Source organism: Massilia eurypsychrophila (genome assembly GCF_002760655.1).
GTDB lineage: Bacteria > Pseudomonadota > Gammaproteobacteria > Burkholderiales > Burkholderiaceae_D > JAFCUW01.
In genome coordinates this window covers 373667-397597 of record NZ_PDOC01000003.1, presented here as the reverse complement: position 1 = coordinate 397597, position 23931 = coordinate 373667, and the positions used below count along the sequence as shown (strand labels likewise).

At 63.9% G+C, this 23931-nt stretch carries 24 protein-coding genes; 4 read left to right on the top strand and 20 right to left on the bottom strand.

The features are described 5' to 3' along the window. Position 1: 1 nt before the first annotated feature. The 16 genes from fabZ to CR105_RS07380 form a co-directional block, all read right to left on the bottom strand. Positions 2–487: a 3-hydroxyacyl-ACP dehydratase FabZ gene (gene fabZ / locus CR105_RS07455; RefSeq protein WP_099787792.1), complete on the bottom strand. Its 486-nt coding sequence runs from the start codon at positions 485–487 to the stop codon at positions 2–4. Next, positions 484–1533, bottom strand: a complete 1050-nt coding sequence (gene lpxD, locus CR105_RS07450; RefSeq protein ID WP_099787791.1) for a UDP-3-O-(3-hydroxymyristoyl)glucosamine N-acyltransferase — start codon at positions 1531–1533, stop codon at positions 484–486. The genes fabZ and lpxD overlap by 4 nt, the downstream gene beginning before the upstream one ends. A gap of 29 nt (positions 1534–1562) precedes the next feature. After that, on the bottom strand, positions 1563–2072 hold the full coding sequence (locus tag CR105_RS07445) for an OmpH/Skp family outer membrane protein (RefSeq protein WP_099787790.1): 510 nt from the start codon (positions 2070–2072) through the stop codon (positions 1563–1565). A gap of 10 nt (positions 2073–2082) precedes the next feature. Next, positions 2083–2604 (bottom strand): OmpH/Skp family outer membrane protein, encoded by a 522-nt coding sequence (locus CR105_RS07440; RefSeq protein ID WP_229413705.1) that lies wholly within the window; start codon positions 2602–2604, stop codon positions 2083–2085. A 40-nt stretch (positions 2605–2644) separates the two neighbouring features. Next, positions 2645–4981 (bottom strand): outer membrane protein assembly factor BamA, encoded by a 2337-nt coding sequence (gene bamA / locus CR105_RS07435; RefSeq protein ID WP_099787788.1) that lies wholly within the window; start codon positions 4979–4981, stop codon positions 2645–2647. 53 nt (positions 4982–5034) lie between these two features. Next, positions 5035–6372, bottom strand: a complete 1338-nt coding sequence (gene rseP / locus CR105_RS07430) for an RIP metalloprotease RseP (RefSeq protein WP_099787787.1) — start codon at positions 6370–6372, stop codon at positions 5035–5037. Next, positions 6369–7550, bottom strand: a complete 1182-nt coding sequence (ispC, locus tag CR105_RS07425; protein ID WP_099787786.1) for a 1-deoxy-D-xylulose-5-phosphate reductoisomerase — start codon at positions 7548–7550, stop codon at positions 6369–6371. The genes rseP and ispC overlap by 4 nt, the downstream gene beginning before the upstream one ends. Positions 7551–7559: 9 nt before the next feature. Further along, the gene (locus tag CR105_RS07420) at positions 7560–8390 is read right to left on the bottom strand and encodes a phosphatidate cytidylyltransferase (protein WP_099787785.1); all 831 of its coding nucleotides are present in this window, start codon (positions 8388–8390) and stop codon (positions 7560–7562) included. Continuing rightward, entirely contained in the window at positions 8390–9142 is a 753-nt protein-coding gene (uppS, locus tag CR105_RS07415) for a polyprenyl diphosphate synthase (protein WP_099787784.1), read from the bottom strand. Before uppS ends, CR105_RS07420 begins: the two co-directional genes overlap by 1 nt. 36 nt (positions 9143–9178) lie before the next feature. Further along, a complete protein-coding gene (frr, locus tag CR105_RS07410) occupies positions 9179–9739 on the bottom strand; it encodes a ribosome recycling factor (protein ID WP_099787783.1) in 561 nt (186 codons plus the stop codon). A gap of 50 nt (positions 9740–9789) precedes the next feature. Next, a complete protein-coding gene (pyrH, locus tag CR105_RS07405) occupies positions 9790–10506 on the bottom strand; it encodes a UMP kinase (RefSeq protein ID WP_099787782.1) in 717 nt (238 codons plus the stop codon). Between the two features lie 147 nt (positions 10507–10653). Beyond that, positions 10654–11562, bottom strand: coding sequence for a translation elongation factor Ts (tsf, locus tag CR105_RS07400; RefSeq protein WP_099787781.1), 909 nt, complete (start codon positions 11560–11562; stop codon positions 10654–10656). Positions 11563–11699: 137 nt separating this feature from the next. Further along, on the bottom strand, positions 11700–12452 hold the full coding sequence (gene rpsB / locus CR105_RS07395; protein ID WP_099787780.1) for a 30S ribosomal protein S2: 753 nt from the start codon (positions 12450–12452) through the stop codon (positions 11700–11702). Positions 12453–12758: 306 nt separating this feature from the next. Next, on the bottom strand, positions 12759–13067 hold the full coding sequence (locus CR105_RS07390) for a hypothetical protein (protein WP_099787779.1): 309 nt from the start codon (positions 13065–13067) through the stop codon (positions 12759–12761). After that, positions 13064–13345, bottom strand: a complete 282-nt coding sequence (locus CR105_RS07385) for a hypothetical protein (protein WP_131021650.1) — start codon at positions 13343–13345, stop codon at positions 13064–13066. Before CR105_RS07385 ends, CR105_RS07390 begins: the two co-directional genes overlap by 4 nt. Beyond that, a complete protein-coding gene (locus CR105_RS07380; RefSeq protein WP_099787777.1) occupies positions 13308–13667 on the bottom strand; it encodes a hypothetical protein in 360 nt (119 codons plus the stop codon). The genes CR105_RS07385 and CR105_RS07380 overlap by 38 nt, the downstream gene beginning before the upstream one ends. Before the next feature lie 198 nt (positions 13668–13865). On the opposite strand from CR105_RS07380, the gene map reads away from it, so the two are divergent. From map to CR105_RS07360, 4 genes are all read left to right on the top strand, one after another. Beyond that, entirely contained in the window at positions 13866–14693 is an 828-nt protein-coding gene (map, locus tag CR105_RS07375; RefSeq protein ID WP_099787776.1) for a type I methionyl aminopeptidase, read from the top strand. Between the two features lie 4 nt (positions 14694–14697). Continuing rightward, positions 14698–17280 carry a [protein-PII] uridylyltransferase gene (locus CR105_RS07370; protein ID WP_099787775.1) on the top strand — a complete coding sequence of 861 codons (2583 nt, stop codon included), beginning with the start codon at positions 14698–14700 and terminating at the stop codon, positions 17278–17280. 31 nt (positions 17281–17311) lie between these two features. Beyond that, a complete protein-coding gene (locus CR105_RS07365) occupies positions 17312–18058 on the top strand; it encodes a pseudouridine synthase (RefSeq protein WP_099787774.1) in 747 nt (248 codons plus the stop codon). Positions 18059–18257: 199 nt separating this feature from the next. Continuing rightward, positions 18258–19868, top strand: a complete 1611-nt coding sequence (locus CR105_RS07360; RefSeq protein ID WP_099787773.1) for a M28 family peptidase — start codon at positions 18258–18260, stop codon at positions 19866–19868. Positions 19869–19960: 92 nt separating this feature from the next. On the opposite strand, the gene CR105_RS07355 is transcribed toward CR105_RS07360, so the two are convergent. Genes CR105_RS07355 through ligA form a run of 4 tightly spaced genes read right to left on the bottom strand, consistent with a single transcriptional unit; the run spans position 19961 to position 23905 of the window. Next, positions 19961–20440 (bottom strand): hypothetical protein, encoded by a 480-nt coding sequence (locus CR105_RS07355; protein ID WP_099787772.1) that lies wholly within the window; start codon positions 20438–20440, stop codon positions 19961–19963. Beyond that, positions 20437–20973 (bottom strand): peptide deformylase, encoded by a 537-nt coding sequence (gene def, locus CR105_RS07350; protein WP_099787771.1) that lies wholly within the window; start codon positions 20971–20973, stop codon positions 20437–20439. The genes CR105_RS07355 and def overlap by 4 nt, the downstream gene beginning before the upstream one ends. Then, a complete protein-coding gene (gene galU, locus CR105_RS07345; protein ID WP_099787770.1) occupies positions 20970–21863 on the bottom strand; it encodes a UTP--glucose-1-phosphate uridylyltransferase GalU in 894 nt (297 codons plus the stop codon). The genes def and galU overlap by 4 nt, the downstream gene beginning before the upstream one ends. Further along, complete coding sequence (gene ligA / locus CR105_RS07340) at positions 21860–23905, bottom strand: NAD-dependent DNA ligase LigA (protein WP_099787769.1); 2046 nt, start codon at positions 23903–23905, stop codon at positions 21860–21862. The genes galU and ligA overlap by 4 nt, the downstream gene beginning before the upstream one ends. Positions 23906–23931 lie beyond the last annotated feature (26 nt).

Here is a 23931-nt window from a genome sequence, read left to right as displayed (position 1 = left end):
GCTACTGCCCCGCCGCCTTGCTGGCGTCGTCGGTGGAGCGGATGGTGCACATCAGGTCCGCTTCAAGCGCGACGGCGCCGTCGACCGTGCCGACCGCCTTGTACTTCCAGATGCCGCGCGAGACGCGCACGATCTCGACATCCATCTTCAGCTGGTCGCCGGGGCCGACCGGGCGCTTGAAGCGGGCGTTGTCGATGCCGACGAAGTAGACGACCGAATTCTCGTCGGGGGTCACGCCCATCGTCAGGAACGACAGGATCGCCGCCGTCTGCGCCAGCGCTTCGATCATCAACACGCCCGGCATCACCGGTTTGTGCGGGAAGTGGCCGTTGAAGAACTCCTCGTTGGCGGTGACGTTCTTGATCGCCGTGATCGACTTGTTCGCTTCCCACGTCAGCACGCGGTCTACCAGCAGCATGGGATAGCGGTGCGGCAGCAGCTTCTTGATGGCGCAGATGTCGAGGGTCTTGTTTTCGGTAGTGGTCATTTTTGTTCTGTCAGCGTTTTAAGTGTTTTTTCCAGCGCCCGGATTTTATCCCGCATGGCGTCCAGATTGCGAACGATTGCCGCACTTTTTTCCCAGTCGGCGTTTTTCGCCAATGGATAAAATCCCGTGTACTGGCCCGGCTCGTGGATCGAGCGCGATACCATGCTGCCCGACGAGATATGCACCTTGTCGGCAATCGTCAGGTGGCCCAGCACCATGGCCGCGCCGCCGAAGGTGCAGTATTTGCCGATCTTCGCGCTGCCGGCCACGCCGACGCAGCCGGCCATCGCCGTGTGCGCGCCGATGTGGCAGTTGTGGCCGATCTGGATCTGGTTGTCGAGCTTGACGCCGTCTTCGATGATCGTGTCGGCCAGCGCGCCGCGGTCGATGCAGGTGTTCGCGCCTATATCGACGTCGTCGCCGATCATCACGCGGCCGGTCTGCGGAATCTTGATGTAGACGCCGTTCTCGTTGGCGAAGCCGAAGCCGTCGGTGCCGATCACCGCGCCCGAATGGATGATGCCGCGCTTGCCGATCTGGCAGCGCGCATGGAACGTGGCGTTGGCGAACAGGCGCGTGCCTTCGCCGATGACGGCGCCGCGGCCGACAAAGCTGCCGGCCCCGACAATGGCGCCGGCGTGGATGACGGCGCCGTCTTCGATTGTCACCTGCGGGCCGATGTGCGCGCTCGGGTCGACCTTGGCGCCGGCGGCGACGCTGGCCGACGCATCGATGCCGGCCGCCGGCAGCACCTCGACGAGCGCGGCGAAGAACTGCGCGGCGCGGGCGAAATACACGTACGGGTTGGGGGTGACGATGCGCGCGCCGCGGTAGGTCGCGGCGACCGTGTCGTCGTCGGCCGGCGAGACGATCAGCGCGGCCGCGCCGCTGTGCGCGGCCTGCGCGCGCAGTTTGCTATTGCTCAGAAAGCTGATGTCGGCGCCTGTGGCGTCGGCCAATGGTGCGATCCCGGTCACTTCCAGGTTCGGATCTCCCACCAGCTGGCCGCCCAAGCGTTCGACCAATTCACCTAGTCGCGTGCCCATTCTGGTTGTCCGTTCGCTGTGTTCAGGCGCTACTTGTCGAGCTGCCTGATGATTTTGTCGGTGATGTCGTTGCCCGGCCGTGTCCACAGTACGTCGCGGATCAGCACGATATCGATTTTTTCCCGCTGCGCGACCTGGCTGATCAGGACCGCGGCCCGATCGGCGATGCGCGCGCGCTCTTCGGTGCGGCGGTGTTCCAGGTCGTCGCGGAAGGCGAACTGCTTGCGCTGCACTTCCTTTTCGAGGTCGAGCACTTCGCGCACGCGGCGGGTGCGCTCGACGTCGGAGAGCGCCGGCGCGTCGAGTTCGAATTTGCCGGTCAGCTTCTTCAGCCGCGCCAGCATTTCCTGGTTCGCCTTGTCGCGACTGGAAAACTCGGCCGCGATGCGGGCGTCGGCCGCCTTGGCCATCTTCGAATCGGTGTACAGCCGCTCGGTGGTGACGACGGCGATGCGGCCCGGGCCGCCCTGCGCCTGGGCCGCGCCTGCCGCCAGCAAGCCAAGTGAGAGCGCCAGTGCGGCGCAGCGCTGGTTAAGCATGCTCACCGTTCTACTTGTCCAGCAGTTTGATGATCTTGTCGGTAATGTCGATGCGCGGGCTGGACCAGGCCGACTCCTGCAGCACCACGTCGAGCTGTTCCTGCTCGGCGATCTGTTCGATCAGCTTGTAGGCCTTCTGCGCGATGTTGGCGCGCTCTTCGCTCTTGCGCTGCAACAGGTCTTCGTTGTACTCGCGCTGGGTGCGCTGAACGTCTTTTTCCAGCTCGCCCAGTTCGCGGTAGCGGCGCGTGCGTTCCGGCTCGACGAGGCTGGCGTTGTCGGCGTCGAACTTCTCCGACAGCGTTTTCAGGCGCGACAGCATGTCCTTGATCGCCTTCTGGCGCTTGGAAAACTCGGCTTCGATCTTGGCGTCGGCGGCCTTGGCCAGCTTCGACTCGGTCATCAGGCGCTCGGTGAAGACGAACCCGATCCGGCTCGGCGCGCCCGGCGTGGTTTGCGCCTGCGCCGTCGCGCCGGCGCATAGCGCCGCGATGGCCAGCAGCTTGGGCAGCGAGGCAGTCAGCTTTTTCAAATTAATTCTCCGCATTCTGGACAGTGTTCAGGCACATCGATCAGAAACCGGTACCCATCTGGAACTGGAAGCGCTCCAGGCGGTCGCCCGGCTTCGCGTTCAGGGGCTTAGCATAACTCAACTTCAGCGGGCCCACCGGCGAAATCCAGGACACGCCCAGGCCGGCCGAAAAGCGCAGCTCGTTGGCGCGGATCTTCTGGCCCTCCTGGTAGACCTGACCGCCGTCGAGGAAGCCAAACCAGCGCAGGCTGCGGTCAGGTCCGCCGCCCGGGAACGGCAGCTGCAGTTCGGCATTGCCGATGATCCGCTTGGCGCCGCCGAGCGCGTCGCCCGAGAACGGGTCGACCACGCCGAGCGAGGAACTGAGGTAGCCGCGCACCGAACCGATGCCGCCGCCGTAGAAGTTCTTGAAGACCGGATAGTTGGTGCCGCGCAGGCCGTGGCCGTAGTCGATCTCGCCCTTCAGCGCCAACGTGACCAGGCGCGACAGCGGACGGTACCACTGCTGCTCGTAGACGGCGCGGTAGTATTTCGAGTTGCCGAACAGATCGAGCTCGAGGTTGGCGCGCTGGAAGCGCCCGGTCGTCGGCGTGATCGCGCTGTCGCGGCTGTCGCGCTGCCAGGCAGCCGTCAGCGGGAACGCATTCGTGTCGGCCGTGCCGATGCCGCTGGCGATGCCGGTAAACGATTTCACGTAATCCTTGTAGCGGGTCGGGCTCGACTCGTCGGTGGTGATGCTGGTGCGCTCGAGGCCGGCGCCGAAGAAGACGGTGTCGGTTTCCGAAAATGGCACGCCGAAGCTCATCCGGCCACCGGTCTGCTTGACCGTGAAGCTGCCGGTGTTGAGCGCCGGCGGCTGGGTGGTGCGGTGGTAGATCTCGAACGAGCGCGACACGCCGTCGTCGGTAAAATAAGGATTGGTGTGCGAGAACGCGATCGTGCGCTGGTAGCGGCTGGTATTGAGCTCGATGCCGACGGTGTTGCCGCTGCCGGCGAAGTTGGCCTGCTGGATCGCCGCGGTGAAGGTGAACTTTTCCGACTGCGAGAACGCGCCGCCGATCATGAAGTTACCGGTCGGCTTCTCGACTACCGTCAGGTTGACGTCGACCTGGTCGGACGTACCCTGCGCTTCCGGCGTGTCGATGGTGACGTCCTTGAAGAAGCCCAGTCGGTCGACGCGGTCGCGCGATGCCTTGATCTTGTTGCCGTCGTACCAGGACGACTCGAACTGGCGGAACTCGCGGCGGATCACTTCGTCGCGCGTGGTGGTGTTGCCGGCGATGTTCATGTGGCGCACGTAGGCGCGCTTGCCCGGATCGATGAAGAAGGTGAAGCGCACTTCGCGCTTTTCCCGGTTCAGCTCAGGATTGGCGTTGACGTTGGCAAAAGCGTAGCCGAAGGTGCCGAGGCGGTCCGAGATGCGCTTGTTGCTGAGGGTGAGCAGCTCGCCCGAATAGGTCGCGCCGGGTTTGAGCACGATCAGCGACTTGAGTTCATCTTCGCGGCCAAACATCTCGCCTTCGAGCTTGACGTCGGCGACGGTGTACTTGACGCCTTCGGAGATATTCACCGTCAGGAAGATGTCCTTCTTGTCGGGCGTGATTGACACCTGGGTCGATTCGATATTGACCTCGAGGTAGCCGCGGTTCAGGTAGAACGACTTGAGCGACTCGATGTCGCCGGTCAGCTTGGTCTTCGAGTACTGGTCGGCCTTCGAATACCAGGTGAACCAGCCGCTCGTGTTCAGCGCCATGATTGCGCGCAGTTCCTTGTCGGAGAACGAGTTGTTGCCGACGATGTTGATGCCCTTGATGCGGGCGATGTCGCCCTCGTCGACGTTGAAGACGACGGTGACGCGGTTACGCTCGATCGGCGTGACGGTGGTGGTGATCTTGACGCCGTACAGGCCGTGCGACAGGTACTGGCGCTTGAGCTCCTGCTCGGCGCGGTCGACCGACGACTTGTCGAACGTCTTGGTCTCGCCGACGCCGATTTCTCTCAGCGCCTTGACCAGCACGTCCTTTTCAAATTCCTTGGTGCCGGTGAAGTCGACCGTGGAGATGGCAGGCCGCTCTTCGACCATCACCACCAGCACGCCGTTATCGACTTCGAGGCGAACGTCCTTGAAAAAACCGGTGGCGTACAGCGCCTTGATGGCGGTGATGCTCTTCTCGTCGTCGAACGTCTCGCCGACCCGCACCGGCAGGTAGCTAAACACGGTGCCGGCTTCGGTGCGCTGGATGCCTTCGACGCGAATGTCCTTGACCACGAATGGAGCGACTGCATATGCATGGCCGGCGCACATGGCCAGGGCGGCGGCGCCGATCAGGCTGCGGCGAAAGAAAGGCAGGGCAAAACGATCTGAGTGTAATTTCATTGGCTAAATCAATGTTCAATCATGGACAAAATCATGGTCGGGAACGACCGTAACTACAGGAGCCGGGCGAGGTCGTTGAATACCGCGAGCGCCATCAGCAAGGCCAGCAGGCCCATGCCGGCGCGCTGTGCATATGCCCCGATCCGCTCGGGCAAGGGACGGCCGGTCAAAACTTCCAGCGAATAATACAGCAAATGGCCGCCATCCAGCATCGGAATTGGTAACAGATTCATCACGCCAAGACTGATGCTGACGAAGGCGATAAAGCCCAAAAACACCTCGGGACCCAGGCGCGCGGTCTGGCCGGCATAGTCGGCGATGGTGATCGGGCCGGTCACGTTTTTGAGCGACACTTCGCCGGTGATCATCTTGCCGATCATTTTCAGGCTCAGCACACTGGTGTCCCAGGTCTTGCGCGCGCCCTTCGCGACCGCTTCGAGCGGGCCGGCGGTAATGGTCACCCGCTCGATCATGCTGGTGGCCACGCGGATCGCCCACACTTTCGCTTTCTGGTCGAACACCGGCGCCACCGTGACGGCGAAGCCGCCGGCGCCGCGCTCGCCGGCCAGCGCCAGTGGCCGCCCCTGCGAGGCGCGCACCGCGGCGATCAGGGCCATGCCGTCGGCGACCGGCTTGCCGTCGACGGTGGCGATGACGTCGCCCGTCTGCAGGCCGGCGCGCTCGCCCGGGCCGCCGGCGATGACCTGCTCGATGACCGGGCGCGTCAGCGCCATTTCGAGCCCCAGCGCGGCCATCACGTCGCTCTCGACGTTCAGGGCCGCCAGTTTGGAGGCCGGCAAGATGGCGGCGAACTGGCCGCCCTGCGGCTGGGCGACGTCGAGGCGCGCGTCGCGCTTGTCGACGATCGCCTGCAGGATCTCCCAGCGCATCTCGGGCCAGCTGGCCACCGGCGTGCCGTTGACGGCGACGACTTTCTCGCCGCCGCGAAGGCCCGCCTGGTAAGCAGCGCTCGTTTCGGCGGCGGCGCGCACGCGGGTCGACGGCTCGCTGGTGCCGGCCATCGCCAGCGCCGCCAGCAATGCGATCGCGAGGATGAAGTTGGCCAGCGGGCCGGCGGCGACGATGGCGATGCGGCGCCATACGCTCTGGCTAGTAAATTCGCGTTTCAGGTCGGCCGGGTCGATCTCGACGCCGGGCGTTTCGCGCGCGTCGAGCATCTTGACGTAGCCGCCCAGCGGCAGCGCCGACACCGCCCATTCGGTCTGGTCGGGGCCGAAACGGCGCGACCACACGACCTTGCCCATGCCGACCGAAAAGCGCAGCACCTTCACGCCGCACAGGCGCGCCACCGCATAGTGGCCAAGCTCGTGGAAGATGATCAGCGGCCCGAGCGCGAGCAGGAAGGCCAGCACGGTGGTGATGAAGTTCATCGCGCCAGTCCCGCCACGATGGCGCCGGCGGCGCTGCGCGCCAGCGCGTCCTGCGCCATCACCGCCTCGATGCTGCTGGCCGCGCCGTGCGCGTTTTCGTGCATCACGCGGGCGATCACGCGGTCGATATCGCGAAAGCCGATGCGCTTGTCGAGGAAAGCGTCGACCGCCACTTCGTTGGCGGCATTGAGCAGCGCCGGCGCGGTGCCGCCGGCTTCAAGCGCCTCGAACGCCAGCGCCAGGCACGGAAAGCGGGCGAAATCGGGCTTCTCGAACTGCAGCGTGCCGATGGTGGTCAGGTCGAGCTGGGCGACGCCGGAGTCGATTCGCTCCGGGTACGCCAGCGCGTGGGCAATGGGCGTGCGCATGTCGGGGTTGCCCAATTGCGCCAGCACCGAGCCGTCGACGTACGACACCATCGAGTGGATCACGCTTTGCGGGTGGATCACCACCTCGATCTGCGCGGCCGGGGCGCCGAACAGCCAGTGCGCCTCGATCACTTCGAGGCCCTTGTTCATCATGGTGGCCGAATCGACCGATATCTTGCGGCCCATGACCCAGTTCGGGTGCTTGCAGGCCTGCTCCGGGGTGACGCCTTCGAGCGTATCGACGGCGCGCGTGAGAAACGGCCCGCCGGACGCGGTCAGCAAAATCTTGGCCACGCCGGCGCCTTGCGGCGAGCGCGCGTACGACTGCGGCAGCGACTGGAAGATGGCATTGTGCTCGCTGTCGATCGGCAGCAAGGTGGCGCCGTGCTGGTGCACCGCATCCATGAACAGCTGGCCGGACATCACCAGCGCTTCCTTGTTGGCCAGCAGGATCTTCTTGCCGGCGTGGGCGGCGGCCAGCACCGGCGCCAGACCGGCGGCGCCGACGATGGCGGCCATCACGGTGTCGGTGCCGGCGGCGGCGGCGACGTCGCACAGCGCCTGTTCGCCCCAGCTGACGTCGACGCGCACATCTCGCGCGCGCAGCAGCGTGGCGAGCTGCTCTGCCGCTGCGGCGCTGCCGACCACGGCGCGCTGCGGGCGGAACTGCGCGCACTGCGCGGCCAGTTCGTCGACCTTGCTGTGCGCCGTCAGCGCGTAGACCTGGTATTTATCGGGGTGGCGCGCGAGGACGTCGAGGGTCGACACACCGATCGAACCGGTGGCGCCTAGGATGGTAATAAATTGCATGAAACTCTCTCAAAGCCAGGTGTCGATCAGGGCAGCCAGCGGCAATACGGGAATCAGGGCGTCGATCCGGTCGAGCACCCCGCCATGGCCAGGCAGCAGCTTGCTGCTGTCCTTGGCGCCGGCGCGGCGCTTCAGTTGCGATTCGAACAGGTCGCCGACGACGCTGGCGGCAGCGATCAACAGCAGTATAGCCGTCAGCGCGGCCCAGCCAAGGCTCGCCTGCACGCGCACGGCGAAGGTGTCGGCCAGCGCCGCGCCGCCGAACAGCACCGACAAGCTCGCCAGCAGCACGACAGCGATGGCGCCGCCGATGGCGCCTTCCCACGACTTGCCCGGCGAAATGGTCGGCGCCAGCTTGCGCTTGCCGAACGTGCGGCCGGCGGCGTAGGCGCCGATGTCGGCAATCCACACCAGCACCATCACCGACAGCAGGAACAAAGGCGAATGGCGGTACAGCACCACGATGGCGGCAAAGCAGGCGACGATGGCGACCGCGTATGTCATGCTCAGCAAGGTGTTGCCGCCGCTGTCAATCGCCGGCAGGCCGATCTTCAGCGACGGCACCAGCCGCAGCAGCCAGACCATGACGCTGATGACGAACCAGAACGTGGCCTGGCGCTGCTCGGCGTAAAAGAAGGTGTAGCAGAACGCCGCCGCCCAGAACATGCTGATGACCAGCGCGTTTTTCGAGGCCGGGTTGAACAGGCGGAAGCCTTCCCAGATCGCGGCGCCGAAAAACAGCGTGACGAGGACGGCAAAGGCGATAGCATTATTAAAGTACAGCACCGGCAGCAATACCGCCAGCAGGACGATTGCGGTGATGATCCGGGTTTTGAGCATTAGGTCTTCTTTTCGGCGAGTTGGTCGCCGGTGCGGCCAAAGCGCCGTTCCCGGCTCTGATAAGAGGCGATCGCCATGTCGAGCGATTCGATTGAAAAGTCGGGCCAGAACGTGTCGGTGAAATACAGTTCCGAGTAGGCCAGCTGCCACAGCAGGAAGTTCGAGATGCGCTCTTCGCCGCCGGTGCGGATGAACAGGTCCGGCTCCGGCGCGTAGGCCATCGCCAGGTGCGCGGCCAGCTGCGCTTCGGTAAATTCAGTCACGCCCGGGTTGGCCGCCACCATCTTGTTGGTCGCCTGCATGATGTCCCAGCGCCCGCCATAGTTGGCGCAGATGGTCAGCGTCAGGCGGCTGTTGTTGGCGGTGCGCCGCTCGGCGTTGGCGATCATGTCGCGCAGCTTGACGTCGAAGCGCGACAGGTCGCCGACCACCTTCAGGCGGATGTCGTTGGCGTGCATCTTCGACACTTCGCGCTCGAGCGCGGTGACGAACAGGCGCATCAGCAGCGACACTTCTTCTTCGGGGCGGCGCCAGTTTTCGGACGAAAAGGCGAACAGGGTCAGGTATTCGATGCCGCGCTCAACGCACGACTCGACGCAGCCGCGCACCGCCTCGACGCCCTTGACGTGGCCGGCAACACGCGGCAACAGTCGCTTGGTGGCCCAGCGGCCGTTGCCGTCCATGATGATGGCGACATGGCGCGGTACCGCGGCAACTTCGGGTACCGCTGTCGTCGAACTCTTAAAGATCATAAATCCAGACTGTAGTTGAGCATCAATACCGTCGATCTATACCGTCAGCACTTCTTTTTCCTTGTCGACAACCATGCGGTCGACGTCGCTGATGAACTTGTCGGTCAGCTTCTGGATCTCGTCGGTGGCGCGGCGCTCGTCGTCTTCCGACGCCAGCTTGTCCTTGACCAGCTTCTTGACTTGCTCGTTGCCGTCGCGGCGGATGTTGCGGATCGCGATCTTGGCGTCTTCCGCCTCGTTCTTGACCAGCTTGACCATTTCCTTGCGGCGCTCTTCGGTCAGCATCGGCGTCGGCACGCGGATCTGCTCGCCTTGGGACGACGGATTCAGGCCCAGGTCCGAGTCGCGGATGGCGCGCTCGATGGCGGCGGCCATCTTCTTTTCGAACGGCGCCACGCCAATGGTGCGGGCGTCGATCAGGGTGATGTTGGCGACCTGGCTGAGCGCCGTCGGCGAACCGTAGTAATCGACGGTGATGTGGTCGAGAATGCCGGTGTGGGCGCGGCCGGTGCGGACCTTGGCCAGGTCGGCGCGCAAGGTTTCGATCGATTTGCTCATGCGCTCTTGCGCGTTTTTCTTGATGTCAGCGATTGTCATGCTGCTCTCCTGTATCTTTTGGAATTGTTGCTTTTAAGTATTGCGTTATTTTACACGTGAACCAGCGTTCCTTCATCCTCGCCCATGATGACGCGCATCAGCGCGCCCGGCTTGACGATGGAGAACACCTTGATCGGCAGTTTCTGGTCGCGGCACAGGGCGAACGCGGTGGCGTCCATCACCTGCAGGTGCTTCGAGATTGCCTCATCGAACGTGATCGATTCGTAGCGCGTGGCGTGCGGGTCCTTCTGTGGATCGGCAGTATATACGCCATCGACCTTGGTTGCCTTGAGCACGATCTCGGCGCTCATTTCGGCGCCGCGCAGCGCGGCCGCGGTATCGGTGGTAAAGAACGGGTTGCCGGTGCCGGCGGCAAACACGACGACCTTGCCCTCTTCCAGGTACTGCAGCGCCTTCGGCCGCACGTACGGCTCGACGACCTGGTCGATGCCGATCGCCGACATCACGCGCGCGGTAATGCCGGCGTGGCGCATGGCGTCGGCCAGGGCCAGCGCGTTCATCACGGTGGCCAGCATGCCCATGTAGTCGGCGGTGGCGCGGTCCATGCCCTGGGCGCCGGGCGCGACGCCGCGGAAGATGTTGCCACCGCCGATGACGACCGCCAGTTCCACGCCCGCCTTCGCCACTTCCGCCACATCGGCGACCATGCGCTCGATGGTGGCGCGGTTGATACCGTAAGGATCATCGCCCATCAGTGCTTCGCCAGACAATTTGAGGAGTACGCGTTTGTAGGCTGGTTTGGTCATGTAGAGGCTCCTGAGTGACGGTTTATTCGGTTCTGACTTGCCCGTGGCAGCCTGGTGGGCCGCCCGGCAGTCGCACCGCCCCGCGCGCGGGCCGGTGGAGAATTTTACTTCAGTTAAGAAAACGGGCCTTCCGGCCCGCTTGTCAACTTACTGCTTCGAGGCAGCCATTTGCGCTGCAACTTCAGCGGCGAAGTCGTCCTGCTTCTTCTCGATGCCTTCGCCGACCACATACATCGTGAACGACTTGACGGTGGTGTTGGCCGCCTTCAGGGTCTGCTCGACCGACTGCTTGTCGTTCTTGACGAACGGCTGGTTCAGCAGCGACACTTCCTTCAGGTACTTCTGGACCGAACCTTCGAGGCGCTTGGCCAGGATTTCCGGCGACTGCGCCGGCTTGCCTTCAGCGGCAGCCTTGTCGGCATCTTCCTGTGCTTTCAGGGCGGCGACCGAACGCTCTTTCTCGATCATTTCGGCAGGCACCTGGTCCGACGACAGCGACACTGGCTTCATTGCGGCGATGTGCATGGCGATGTCCTTGCCGATCTGCTCGTCGGCGCCGTCGAATTCGACGATCACGCCGATGCGCGAGTTATGCAGGTACGAAGCGAGCTTGCCGGTGGTTTCGAAACGCTGGAAACGGCGGATCGACATATTCTCCCCGATTTTGCCGATCAGTGCGGCGCGCACGTCGTCGAGCGTCTTGCCGTCGAGCGGCAGGGCCAGCAGCGCGGCGACATCGGCCGGGTTGTTTTCCGCGACCAGCTTGGCGGCGTTGTTGGCCAGCGCCAGGAAATCGTCGTTCTTGGCGACGAAGTCGGTTTCGCTGTTAATTTCCAGCAGCGCGCCGATGTTGCCGGCGATGTAAGCCACGACCACGCCTTCGGCGGTGATGCGCGACGACGCCTTCGAGGCCTTGCCGCCAAGCTTGACGCGCAGGATTTCTTCCGCACGACCCATGTCGCCGTCGGCTTCGGTCAGTGCTTTTTTGCATTCCATCATCGGTGCGTCGGTCTTGCCGCGCAGTTCGCCTACCATCGCTGCTGTAATCGCTGCCATGTGTTTCTCCTAATTAGTCAATTCGAGTGGGGCGCCGCTCGGGCGCCGCGCGTGATGCATATTCTGTTTAAAAAAAAGGGTGAGCTCGATGCCACCCTTTTTTCGATGATGCGGCGCTAGCAGCGCCGCTGTCATTATTACGCCTGCTCGGACACTTCGACGAATTCGTCGCCGCCGGAAGCTTTGACCATGTCGGCCACTTCGTTGGTCGCGCTGGCGCGGCCTTCGATGATTGCATCAGCGACGCCGCGGGCGTACAGCATGATCGCTTTCGACGAGTCGTCGTTACCCGGGATGATGTGGGTGACGCCTTCTGGCGAGTGGTTGGTATCGACGATGCCGATGACCGGGATGCCCAGCTTGCCCGCTTCGGTGATGGCGCCCTTGTGGTAGCCGACGTCGACGACGAAGATTGCGTCAGGAACGCCGCCCATGTCCTTGATGCCGCCGATGGACTTTTGCAGCTTGATCATTTCGCGTTCAAACATCAGGCCTTCTTTTTTCGACAGCTTCTCGACCGAACCGTCTTCGATCTGGGCTTCCATGTCCTTCAGGCGCTTGATCGAGGTCTTGATGGTCTTGAAGTTGGTCAGCATGCCGCCGAGCCAGCGCTGGTCGACGTAAGGGACACCGGCGCGCTGGGCTTCAGCGGCGATGATGTCGCGCGCCTGGCGCTTGGTGCCGACCATCAGGATGGTGCCGCGCGAGCTGGCAACCTGCTTGACGGTCTTCATTGCTTCCTGATACATCGCCATCGTCTTTTCGAGGTTGATGATGTGGATCTTGTTGCGGTGGCCGAAGATGAACGGCGCCATTTTTGGGTTCCAAAAACGGGTTTGGTGACCGAAGTGGACACCGGCTTCCAGCATTTCACGCATTGTTACGGACATGTATTTCTCCAGGGTTGGGTCTGGAATCCGGTCAGTCACCATTCAGGCACCCTTTGCGACCGGACTCGCGATTTAACAATAATTTGCTGTTGATTTACTTCTTTGCTCGAAAAACCAGATCAAGCAACCCGAGATTCTAACCCATTTGGCACCTTAATTCAAGACTCCGCTGTAAGGGCGTCTCGAATCGCCGAAATCGGCGTGGTGTTGCTGCCGTCGCCAACCCAGGCCGTACGAACCCCATCGCAACTCAGGATTCGCGCAGGATGAGCGTCACGCTCGCCATTCAAGATCAACAGGAATTGATCACCCGATGTTCGATAGGCATCGCTGATCATTTTCAACTTCATCAGGTTGGCCCGCGACATCCCCGGGGGGGGTGCTGAGTTCGATAGCGAGGACACGACCGGTTTGCTGGTTGCGGATGAGAAACGCTGGACGATATTTGAAGAGATCGTCTTGACCAGGAGAAACGACGCTTATCACGTCCGGCTCCCCCGCCCAGACAAATGGGGCGGGAAGCACCTCAGACAGTGTCGCGACCAAATCGCGCTCGGACCTGGTAAGCAACCGGCCGGCCCAGCGTGCCGAGTCCGGATGAGTAAAATCATTCATGGCGCCTCCTCCCACTTCCACTCATCTCCATGATAGATGAAAAGTGCCACTTCCACGAGAAACGAGATGAACGCCGCAACAAACCCGTAGAGCGCCGAATTCACCGCAGCAGTTCCCGCGAGCAGCTTGGAAGTCAGGCCAAAAATTATTGTCGGCACCAGCAGCTTACTGATCCATTTCTCACCCGCAACGCTGATGAGCTGGCGAAGCAGGGAAACTCTTGACCCATTCAAGATAAGACTATCGATACCAAGCTCGCCTTCCGCCAGAATATTCACCTTGACGACCTTTTCCTCTTTTTAGCAAAGGCAGCAACTGGCGGATCACTCGGCGCGATTGCGTCTTCAGTTCTGCCATCGCGGGCGCACTAATATATATGGTGATCGTATCGGGCCCGTCGAAGAAGTACAGAATTACAGCGGCGTCCCGTAACGCCTGCGCCGCAACAACAGTCGCCGCCATCTCCTCGGCTTTCTTGGCGAAACGGGTGCGCATCAAGGCGAACATCGGCGCAACCTCATTAGCGCCCATTTGCGCGCGCAACGCCCGGCGACGCACTGCCTGGTCGTAGGCTGCCGTGACGGTAACTTGAGCGTACATTCCAATTCCCATCCTACGGCTGAGCAAAAAGGCAAGCATGCCAGAATAGCACCCTCTACTAGCTTGGCGAAGCCTGGGAACTTAGTTTTACGGACACCCATCATCGGAAGATATCGACATCCCTTATAATGAGAACTATCCGCGCGCGTCATAAATGTTCCGCGATGCGCACATACTCATTTGTCGATTGTGAAATCTATGTCCTCCATCTCCATCAAGACCCCCGAAGAAATCGCCGGCATGCGCGTGGCGGGCCGGCTCGGCGCCGAAGTGCTCGACTACATCACTCCGTTCGTCAAGCCTGGCGTCACCACTGGCGAACTCGACCGCCTGTGCCACGAATACATGACCAACGTGCAAGGCTCGATCCCGGCGCCGCTGAACTATTGCCCGCCCGGCTACACGCCTTACCCGAAAGCGATCTGCACGTCGGTCAACGACGTCATCTGCCACGGCATTCCGGGCGACAAGGTGCTGAAGAACGGCGACGTCGTCAACCTCGACATCACCGTCATCAAGGATGGCTTCCATGGCGACAACAGCCGCATGTTCTTCATCGGCGAGCCGTCGATCCTCTCGCGCCGCCTGTCGGAAGTGACCTACGAATGCATGTGGCTCGGCATCTCCAAGGTCAAGCCGGGCGCCCATCTTGGCGACATCGGCCACGTGATCCAGCAGCACGCCGAAAAGCACGGCTACAGCGTGGTACGCGAATTTTGCGGCCACGGCATCGGCACCGTGTTCCACGAAGAGCCGCAGGTTCTCCACTACGGCAAACCGGGCACGCTCGAACGTCTGGAAGCGGGCATGATCTTCACGATCGAGCCGATGATCAACGCCGGCCGGCGCGACATTCGCGAAATGGGCGACGGCTGGACCATCAAGACCAAGGACCGCAGCCTGTCGGCGCAATGGGAGCACACCGTGCTGGTGACCGAAACCGGCTATGAAGTGCTGACCACCTCGGCCGGCACCCCGCCGCCGCCGGCCATCGTTGCCAAGCAGGCGCCCGCGGTAGCGGCGTAAGCCAATGCCGGCCGCCGAACGCAAAGCCCACACGCGCGACCAGCTCAAGCAGCAGCTCAAGGCCGACCGCGCGCTGCTGACGGCCGCCTTCCATGAAGACGGCAAGCCGGAAAAGCTGCTGCGCGGGTTGCGCCAGAGCGTAGACGCGGTGCTCACCGTGGCGTGGAGCGAGGCCGGCCTGCCGGCCACCAGCGCGCTGGTCGGCGTCGGCGGCTACGGGCGCGGCGAACTGTTCCCCTACTCCGACGTTGACCTGCTCATCTTGCTGTCCGAGCCGGCCGACGCCATCACCCGCGGCAAGCTCGAAGAACTGGTGCAGCTGCTGTGGGACCTGGGCCTGGAGATCGGCAGCAGCATCCGCACCGTCGACGAATGCATGACCGAGTCGCAGGCCGACATCACGGTGCAAACAAGCCTGCTCGAAGCGCGCCTGGTGGCCGGCGACAGCGCCGTGTTCGACCAGTTGCACGAGCGCTACCAGGCAGCGATGGATCCGCAGGCTTTTTTCCAGGCCAAGACGGCCGAGATGCGCCTGCGCCACGCCAAGTACGAGGACACCGCTTTCTCGCTCGAGCCGAACTGCAAGGAGAGCCCGGGCGGCCTGCGCGACCTGCAGGTGATCCTGTGGGTGGCCAAGGCGGCAGGTCTTGCCAGCTCGTTCGGCCAGCTCGCCACGCGCGGCCTGATCACCCAGACCGAAGCGCGCGCGCTGATGGAAAAGGAGCGCGCCTTCAAGGACATCCGCGTGCGATTGCACCTGCATACCAACCGGCGCGAAGACCGGCTGGTGTTCGACGTGCAGGACGCGATCGCCCGCTCGCTCGGGCTGAAGGACAGCGGCGCCGGGCCGAACGCGCGCCGCGCCAGCGAATTCCTGATGCAGCGCTACTACTGGGCTGCCAAGGCGGTCACCCAGCTCAACACGATCCTGCTGCAAAACATCGAGGCGCAGCTGTTTCCGCAGCCGTCCGAAGCGGTCATCATCGACGACTACTTCAACGCCGTCAGCAGCTTCATCGACATCCGCGACGACGACACGTTCGAAAAGCATCCGTCGTCGATGCTGGCGATCTTCGTCGTCATGACCGAGCGCCCCGACATCAAGGGCATGACGGCGCGCACCATCCGCGCGCTGTGGCACGCGCGCGACCGCATCGACGCGGCCTTTCGCGCCGACCCGGTCAACCGCGCGCTGTTTTTACGCATCCTGCAGGCGCCGGTCGGGCTGGTGCACGCGCTGCGGCGCATGAACGACATGAGCATCCTCGGTCGCTACCTGCCGGTGTTTCGCCGCATTGTCGGCCAGATGCAGCACGACCTGTTCCACGTCTATACCGTCGACCAGCACATCATGATGGTGGTGCGTAACATGCGCCGCTTCACGATGAGCGAGCACGCGCACGAATACCCGTTCTGCAGCCAGCTGATTGCCAACTTCCGCGACCCGTGGCTGTTGTACGTGGCGGCGCTGTTCCACGATATCGCCAAGGGGCGTGGCGGCGATCATTCCAAGCTCGGCATCGCCGACGCGCGCCAGTTCTGCGAAGAACACGGCATCAAGGAAGAAGACACCGAACTGGTGACCTTCATGGTCGAGCAGCACCTGACGATGTCGCAGGTGGCGCAAAAGCAGGACTTGTCCGACCCGGACGTCATCTCCGCGTTCGCCAGAGTGGTCGGCGACGAGCGCCACCTGACGGCGCTGTACCTGCTGACGGTGGCCGACATTCGCGGCACCAGCCCGAAGGTGTGGAATGCGTGGAAGGCCAAGCTGCTCGAAGACCTGTACCGAGTGACCTTGCGGGTATTGGGCGGCGAGCCGCATTCGGCCGACCGCGAACTGAAGAACCGCCAGGACGAGGCGCGCGCGATGCTGCGGCTGTGGGGCCTGCCCGAGAACGCGCACGAAGCGCTGTGGAACCAGCTCGACGTGGCCTGGTTCCTGCGCCACGACGCCGCCGACATCGCCTGGCAGACGCGCGCGCTGTACGACCGCATCGACGCGCAAAAGCCCGTCATCAAGTGTCGCCTGGCGCCGATCGGCGAAGGCCTGCAGGTGGCCGTCTACATCAAGGACCAGCCGGACCTGTTCGCGCGCATCTGCAGCTATTTCGACCGCAAGAACTTCAGCATCCTCGACGCCAAGATCCACACCACGCGCAACGGCTACGCGCTCGACACCTTCATGGTCACCGAGCAGAATTTCGCCAAGAGCTACCGCGACATCATCAACCTGATCGAGCACGAAATCTGCGAGCTGCTGACGTCGCAGGGGCCGCTGCCGGCGCCATCGCACGGGCGCTTGTCGCGCCTGTCGCGCACCTTCCCGATCACGCCGACGGTCGACCTGCGGCCCGACGAGCGCGGCCAGCACTACCTGCTGTCGATTTCGGCCAACGACCGCACCGGCCTGCTGTACTCGATCGCCAATGTACTGACGCGCTACCGCATCAACCTGCACACCGCCAAGATCATGACGCTCGGCGAGCGCGTCGAGGACGTGTTTTTGGTCGACGGCGCCGTGCTCTCCAGCCAACGCAACCAGATCCAGCTCGAAACGGCGCTGCTGGACGCATTAAAAGTTTAAAGTTTAAGTTTAAGAAAAGACGACCGAACCAATGAGTGAACTGTTACGCCTCTCCAAACGCATGTCCGAACTCGGGCTGTGCTCGCGCCGCGAAGCCGATGAATGGATCGCCCGCGGCTGGGTGCGGGTTGACGGCCAGGTGGTGTCCGAACTGGGCAGCAAGGTCATGCCCGATCAGAAGATCACGGTCGAGCGCCAGGCCGCCGCCGAGCAGTCCAAGCGCGTCACGGTATTGATCAACAAGCCGATGGGCTACGTCAGCGGCCAGGCCGAAGACGGCTACACGCCGGCGATCGCGCTGATCAAGGCCGAGAACCGCTGGCCGGACGACCCGTCGCCGGAGCAGTTCCACCCGACCCAATTGCGCTCGCTGGTGCCGGCCGGTCGGCTCGACATCGATTCGGTGGGCCTCTTGGTGCTGACCCAGGACGGCCGCGTGGCCAAGACCTTGATCGGCCAGGACACCGCGATCGAGAAGGAATACCTGGTGCGCGTCCAGTACACCAAGCCGGGCACCCTGCCCGATTCGGACCTGAAGAAGCTGTGCTTCGGCCTTTGGATGGACGGCAAGGCGCTGCTGCCGGCGAAGGTGCGCTGGCAGAACGACGACCAGCTCAGCTTCACGCTGCGCGAGGGGAAGAAGCGCCAGATCCGCCGCATGTGCGACATGGTCGGGCTGAAGGTCATTGGCCTCAAGCGCGTCCGCATCGGCAAGGTCAAGCTGGGCGATTTGCCGGTCGGGCAATGGCGCTACCTGCGGCCCGACGAACAGTTCTAAGTCGCAGTTCCGGTGTCAGGTCTGACATTCGTACATTTAGTTCAAGCAGTTCTGGTGTCAGGTCTGACATTCGTACATTTTGTTTAGAAATGTCCGAATGTCAGACCTGACACCAGCGTTTCAAACCGACAGCGGCGCCGCTGCGTTGGTCACGACAAATCACGGGCGCCCGAACGACGCGCTTTCACCTGGAGCATCGATGCACCGTTTCCCTTTGATTGCCGCCTGCCTTGCGCTGGCGAGCCTGAATGCACTGGCGCAGCCGGTGGTCGCCGAGGCCACGCTGCGCGCCCACCTTTCGTTCCTCGCCGACGACCTGCTGGAAGGACGCGGCACCGGCCAGCGCGGCGGCGAACTGGCCGTGCGCTACCTGGAAACGCAGGCGGCGGCGATCGGCCTGAAGCCCGCGGCCGGCAAGGGTTACCGGCAATCGGTGCAATTGGTAGGGACGACGACGCTGCCGACCAGCGCGGTGCGTTTCGAGGCAGGCGGCAAGGTGCTGGCGCCGGTGCTGGGACGCGACATCCTGCTCGGTAACGCCAAGGGCACGGCCGCGGTGCGCTTCGACGCGCCGGTGGTCTTCGCCGGCTACGGCATCGATGGCGCCGACGAGCGGTGGAATGACTTCAGCGGCGTCGACGTCAAGGGCAAACTGTTGATCGTGATGGTCAACGATCCGCGCCCGACCGCCGGCGAGCCGACCCGTTTCGGCGGCAAATCGCTGACTTATTACGGCCGCTGGATGTACAAGTACGAAGAGGCGGTGCGCCAGGGCGCGGCCGGCATCCTGCTGATCCACACGACCGAATCGGCATCGTATCCGTGGAGCGTGCCGGCCACCAGTTTCAGCCACGAGCGCTTCCAGCTGGCCGGCGCCGGCAACGCGCTGCAGGGATGGATTCATGAAGACGCCGCCCGCGCCTTGTTCGCCGCCGCCGGCAAAGACCTCGACACGCTGCGCGCGCAGGCCGAGATGCGCGGCTTCAAGCCAGTCGAGCTTGGGGTCCAGGCGCGCGCCGCGGTCGACAGCACGATCCGGCAGGTCGAGCAGTTCAACGTCGCCGGCCTGGTGCCGGGCACGGATCCGGCGCTGAAGGACCAGGCGGTGATCTATTCTGCGCATTGGGATCACCTCGGGATCGGCACGGCGGACGGCAAACCGGACCACATCTGGAACGGCGCGATCGACAACGCGTCCGGCTCGGCAGCGCTGCTGGCGATGGCGCAAGCGGCGCTGGCCAAGCCGGCACGGCGCACGCAAATCTTCCTGTGGCCTTGCGCCGAGGAGCAAGGCCTGCTCGGCGCACTCGCGTACGTGCGCAGCCCGCTATGGCCACTGGCGAAGACGGCGGCGGACCTGAACCTCGACAGCATGAATTTTGTCGGCAAGACGCGCGACATGGGCGTGGCCGGCAGTGAACGCAGCAGCCTGCACGCCAGCGCCGCGCAAGTGGCCAGGCGCATGGGCCTGCGCCTGGCGCCGACGGTGCCGGATCTCGGCGGCGCCTACTTCCGCGCCGACCACTTCATGTTCGCCAAGGCCGGTGTGCCGGCATTTAACGTCGGCTCGGCGGTGTTTTCCGGCGACGGCTCGTTCGAGTTCGCGACCCATCCGGACGCCTCGCGCGCGCGCATGGTCGCGTTCAAGCAGGACTACCACCAGGTCAGCGACCAGTACAACCCGGACTGGGACTTGTCGGGCATGGTGCAGCAGGCGCAGTTCACGCTGAACCTCGGCTACGCGGTGGCGAATGCGCCGGCGATGCCGGCCTGGAAGCGCGATGACCCGCTGGGCAAGGTCAAGCGCTAAAGGCTACGCGTGCTTGCGCTGGACCGGCAAGCCGCCGAGCGCACTGCCGCTACAGGATGTGAGTTCCGCGCGGGTAAAATGCGCGCTAAAAATCAGTCAATCAGCCTCAATTTGAGCTGGACCGATAAGCCGCCGTACAGGCGCTCCTTGTACGACGGTACGAAGCCAAAGTTGACGCCGAAGCGCTGGTACTCCAGCGTCGCCACCGGAAGGGCCGCCGGGAACCAGCCGCCGCCGCGCATGCGCGGGTAGCCGTTGAACGCCGCCACTACCACGCCCAGCCGCAGCGGGCCGATCGCGTACGGCTGCCAGATCGCGCCGAGGTAGGTGGAATTTTCGCGGTCGCTGTTGCTGAAGCGACCTGCCGTCAGCGTCATATCGCCACGTAGCCGGTATTCGGCGCCGATGCCGACGTTGGCGCCATTGAGGTCGTTGTCGCGCTTGAAGTGCAGCGTGCCGAAGCCGCTGGCGAGCCATAACTCGGCGAGCGGTTTCGGCTCGATGCGCGTGAAGTAGTCGCTGCCCTGCACTGGCGGGCAAAGCAACGCCAGCGCCAGCAGCAACGGCTTCATTCGTCGTCGTCCGGATCGAGGTCGGGGAACATCACGCTGGTGTAGCCGAACTGCGAAAAGTCGGTGATCCGCATCGGGTACAGGATGCCGAGCAGGTGGTCGACCTCGTGCTGCACGACGCGCGCATGGAAGCCTTCGGCGTCGCGCACGATGGCCTGGCCGTTCTGGTCGACGCCTTCGTAATGCAGGTTCGTGTAGCGCGACACCACGCCGCGCAGGCCCGGCACCGACAGGCAGCCTTCGAACTGCTCGTCCATCTCGTCCGACAAAGGTGTCAGCACCGGGTTGATCAGCACCGTTTCGGGCACCGGCGGCGCGTCCGGGTAGCGCTGGTTGTCCTTGAAGCCGTAGATCACCAGCTGCAGGTTGACGCCGATCTGCGGCGCCGCCAGGCCGGCGCCATTGGCGGCGTGCATGGTGTCGAACATGTCGGCGATCAGCGCGTCCATTTCTGGCGTGTTGAATTCGCGTACCGGCTCGGCCACGCGCAGCAGGCGCGGATCGCCCATCTTGAGGATTTCACGTACTGTCATTTCGCTTCGACTCCCAGGTGCATCTGTTCGAGAAAAGCGCGGTAACCCTCGCCGGTTTCCGGGTGCTTCAGGCCCATCGCCGTCATCGCCTTCAGGTAACCGAGCTTGGAGCCGCAGTCGTAGCGCTGGCCGGCGTAGCGGTAGGCCAGCACGCGTTCGGCGGCCATCAGGGCGGCAATGCCGTCGGTCAGCTGGATCTCGCCGCCGGCGCCGCTGCCGAGGTTCTGCAGGTAATCGAAGATCTTCGGCGACAGCACGTAGCGGCCGACTACGGCCAGCGTCGACGGCGCCACATCCGGCTGCGGCTTCTCGACGATGGCCGAGACCAGTTCGAGGTCGGCGCGGTACGACGAGGCGCTGACGATGCCGTACTGGCCGGTGTCCGCGCGCGGCACGTCCTGCACCGCCAGGATGCTGCACTTCTCGTAGCCGTAGATGTCGGTCATCTGCGCCAGCACCGGCTTCTGGCCAGGCGCGGTGTCCATGAAGTCGTCGGCCAGCAGCACCGCGAACGGCTCGTTGCCGACCACCGGGCGCGCGCACAGCACCGCGTGGCCGAGGCCCAGCGGCGCCGACTGGCGGATATAAATGCAGGTGATGTTCTTCGGGATGACGTTGCGCACGAATTCGAGCAGCTGTTCCTTGCCGGCCGCTTCGAGCTCGCTTTCGAGCTCGTAGGCCTTGTCGAAATGGTCTTCGATGGCGCGCTTGTTACGGCCGGTGATGAAGATCATTTCGTTGATGCCGGCCGCCACCGCCTCCTCCACCGCGTACTGGATCAGCGGCTTGTCGACGATCGGCAGCATCTCCTTCGGCTGCGCCTTGGTCGCGGGCAGGAAACGGCTGCCTAGCCCGGCGACCGGAAAGACAGCCTTGGTGATTTTTTTCATGGTAATTCTTCAGTTGGTGATGGGGGGGCGAGCAGTTCCTGCAGCGCGGCCTCGTCGAGGATGGCGATGCCAAGTTCCTGTGCCTTGACCAGCTTGCTGCCGGCCTCTTCGCCGGCGACCACGTACGACGTCTTCTTCGATACCGAGCCGGCCACCTTGCCGCCGGCCGCCTCGATCAGCGCGGCCGCTTCGTCGCGGCTGAGGGTGGGCAGGGTCCCGGTCAGCACGAACGTCTTGCCGGCCAGTGCGCCGGTATTTTTCAGCACGTGGGCGCCCTCTTTCCAGCGCAGGTGCGAACGCAGTTGCTGCACCAGCTGGATGTTTTCAGGATCGGTGAGGAACTCGGCGATCGAGCGCGCCACCACCGGGCCGACGTCGGCCACTTCCAGCAGCTGCAGGCCGCCTTCGAAGCTGGCCGCGTGCAGCAGCGCGTCGAGGTTGCCGAAGTGCTGGGCCAGCGCCTTGGCGGTGGACTCGCCGACGTTGCGGATGCCAAGCCCGAAGATGAAGCGCGCCAGCGTGGTGTCCTTCGATTTTTCGAGCGCGGCGAGCACGTTCTGCGCCGACCTGGTGGCCATGCGGTCGAGCGCGCACAGGCTGTCCTGGTCGAGCAGGTATAGGTCGGCGGCGGTGTGGATCACGCCCTTGTCGACCAGCTGCTCGATCAGCTGGTCGCCGAGGCCCTCGACGTCGATCGCGCGGCGCGACACGAAGTGCATCAGGCCGCCCTTTTTCTGCGCGCTGCAATGGGTCCAGCCGCCGGAGCAGCGCGCCACCGCTTCGTCCTCGAGGCGCACGATCGGCGAGCCGCACACCGGGCAGTCGGTCGGCATGACGAATTCGCGCGCGTCGGCCGGCCGCTTTTCGGGCACGTATGCGACCACTTCGGGGATCACGTCGCCGGCGCGGCGCACGATGACGGTGTCACCGATGCGGATGTCCTTGCGGCGCACTTCGCTCTCGTTGTGCAAGGTGGCGTTTTCGACCGTGACGCCGCCGACAAACACCGGCGCCAGGCGCGCCACCGGGGTGATGGCGCCGGTGCGGCCGACCTGCACGCCGATATCCTTGACCTGCGTGAGCGCTTCCTCGGCCGGGAACTTGTGCGCCATCGCAAAGCGCGGCGCGCGCGACACGAAGCCGAGCTTGCGCTGGTCTTCCAGCCGGTCGACCTTGTAGACGACGCCGTCGATTTCGTACACCAGGTTGGCGCGGCGCTGGCCGATGTCGGTGAAGTAGCCGAGCATGCCGGCGGCGCCCACCACCACGGCGCGCTCTTTCGATACCGGCAGGCCGAGCTGGCCCAGCCAGTCGAGCAGCTTCGAATGCGATTCGGGCATGGCGGCGCCTTCCAGCGCGCCGATGCCGTAGCTGAAAAAACGCAGGTTGCGCGCGGCGGTGATGCGCGAATCGAGCTGGCGCAAGCTGCCGGCGGCGGCGTTGCGCGGGTTCATGTACTCTTTCAGGCCGGCCTCGCGCTGGCGTTCATTGAGCCTTGCGAAATCGGCCTTGAACATCAGCGCTTCGCCGCGCACTTCGAGCACGCTGGGGACGTCGTCGCCGTGCAGGCGCAGCGGAATGGCGCGCACGGTGCGCATGTTGGTGGTGACGTCTTCGCCAGTGGCGCCGTCGCCGCGCGTGGCGGCCTGCACGAACACGCCGTTTTCATACCGCAGGCTGATGGCCAGGCCGTCGAATTTGAGTTCGCCGCAGTACTCGACCTGGTCGGCGCCGAGCCCTTCGCGCACGCGGCGGTCGAAGTTGTCGACGTCTTCCTCTGAAAAGCCGTTACTGAGTGAGAGCATCGGCACCGTGTGGGTGACCTGCTTGAACTCGGGGATTGGCGCCGCGCCGACGCGAAAGGTCGGAGAGTCCTGCGTCATCGATTCGGGATGGGCCGCTTCGAGCTTCTGCAGTTCGCGGAACATGCTGTCGTATTCGGCGTCCGGAATGGTCGGCGCGTCGAGCACGTGGTAGGCGTAGATGTGGCGATTGAGTTCAGTCGTCAGCCACGCCATCCGCTCGCGAAATGCCGATTCCATGCTTGCCTCTTTCGTCACGATCGCCT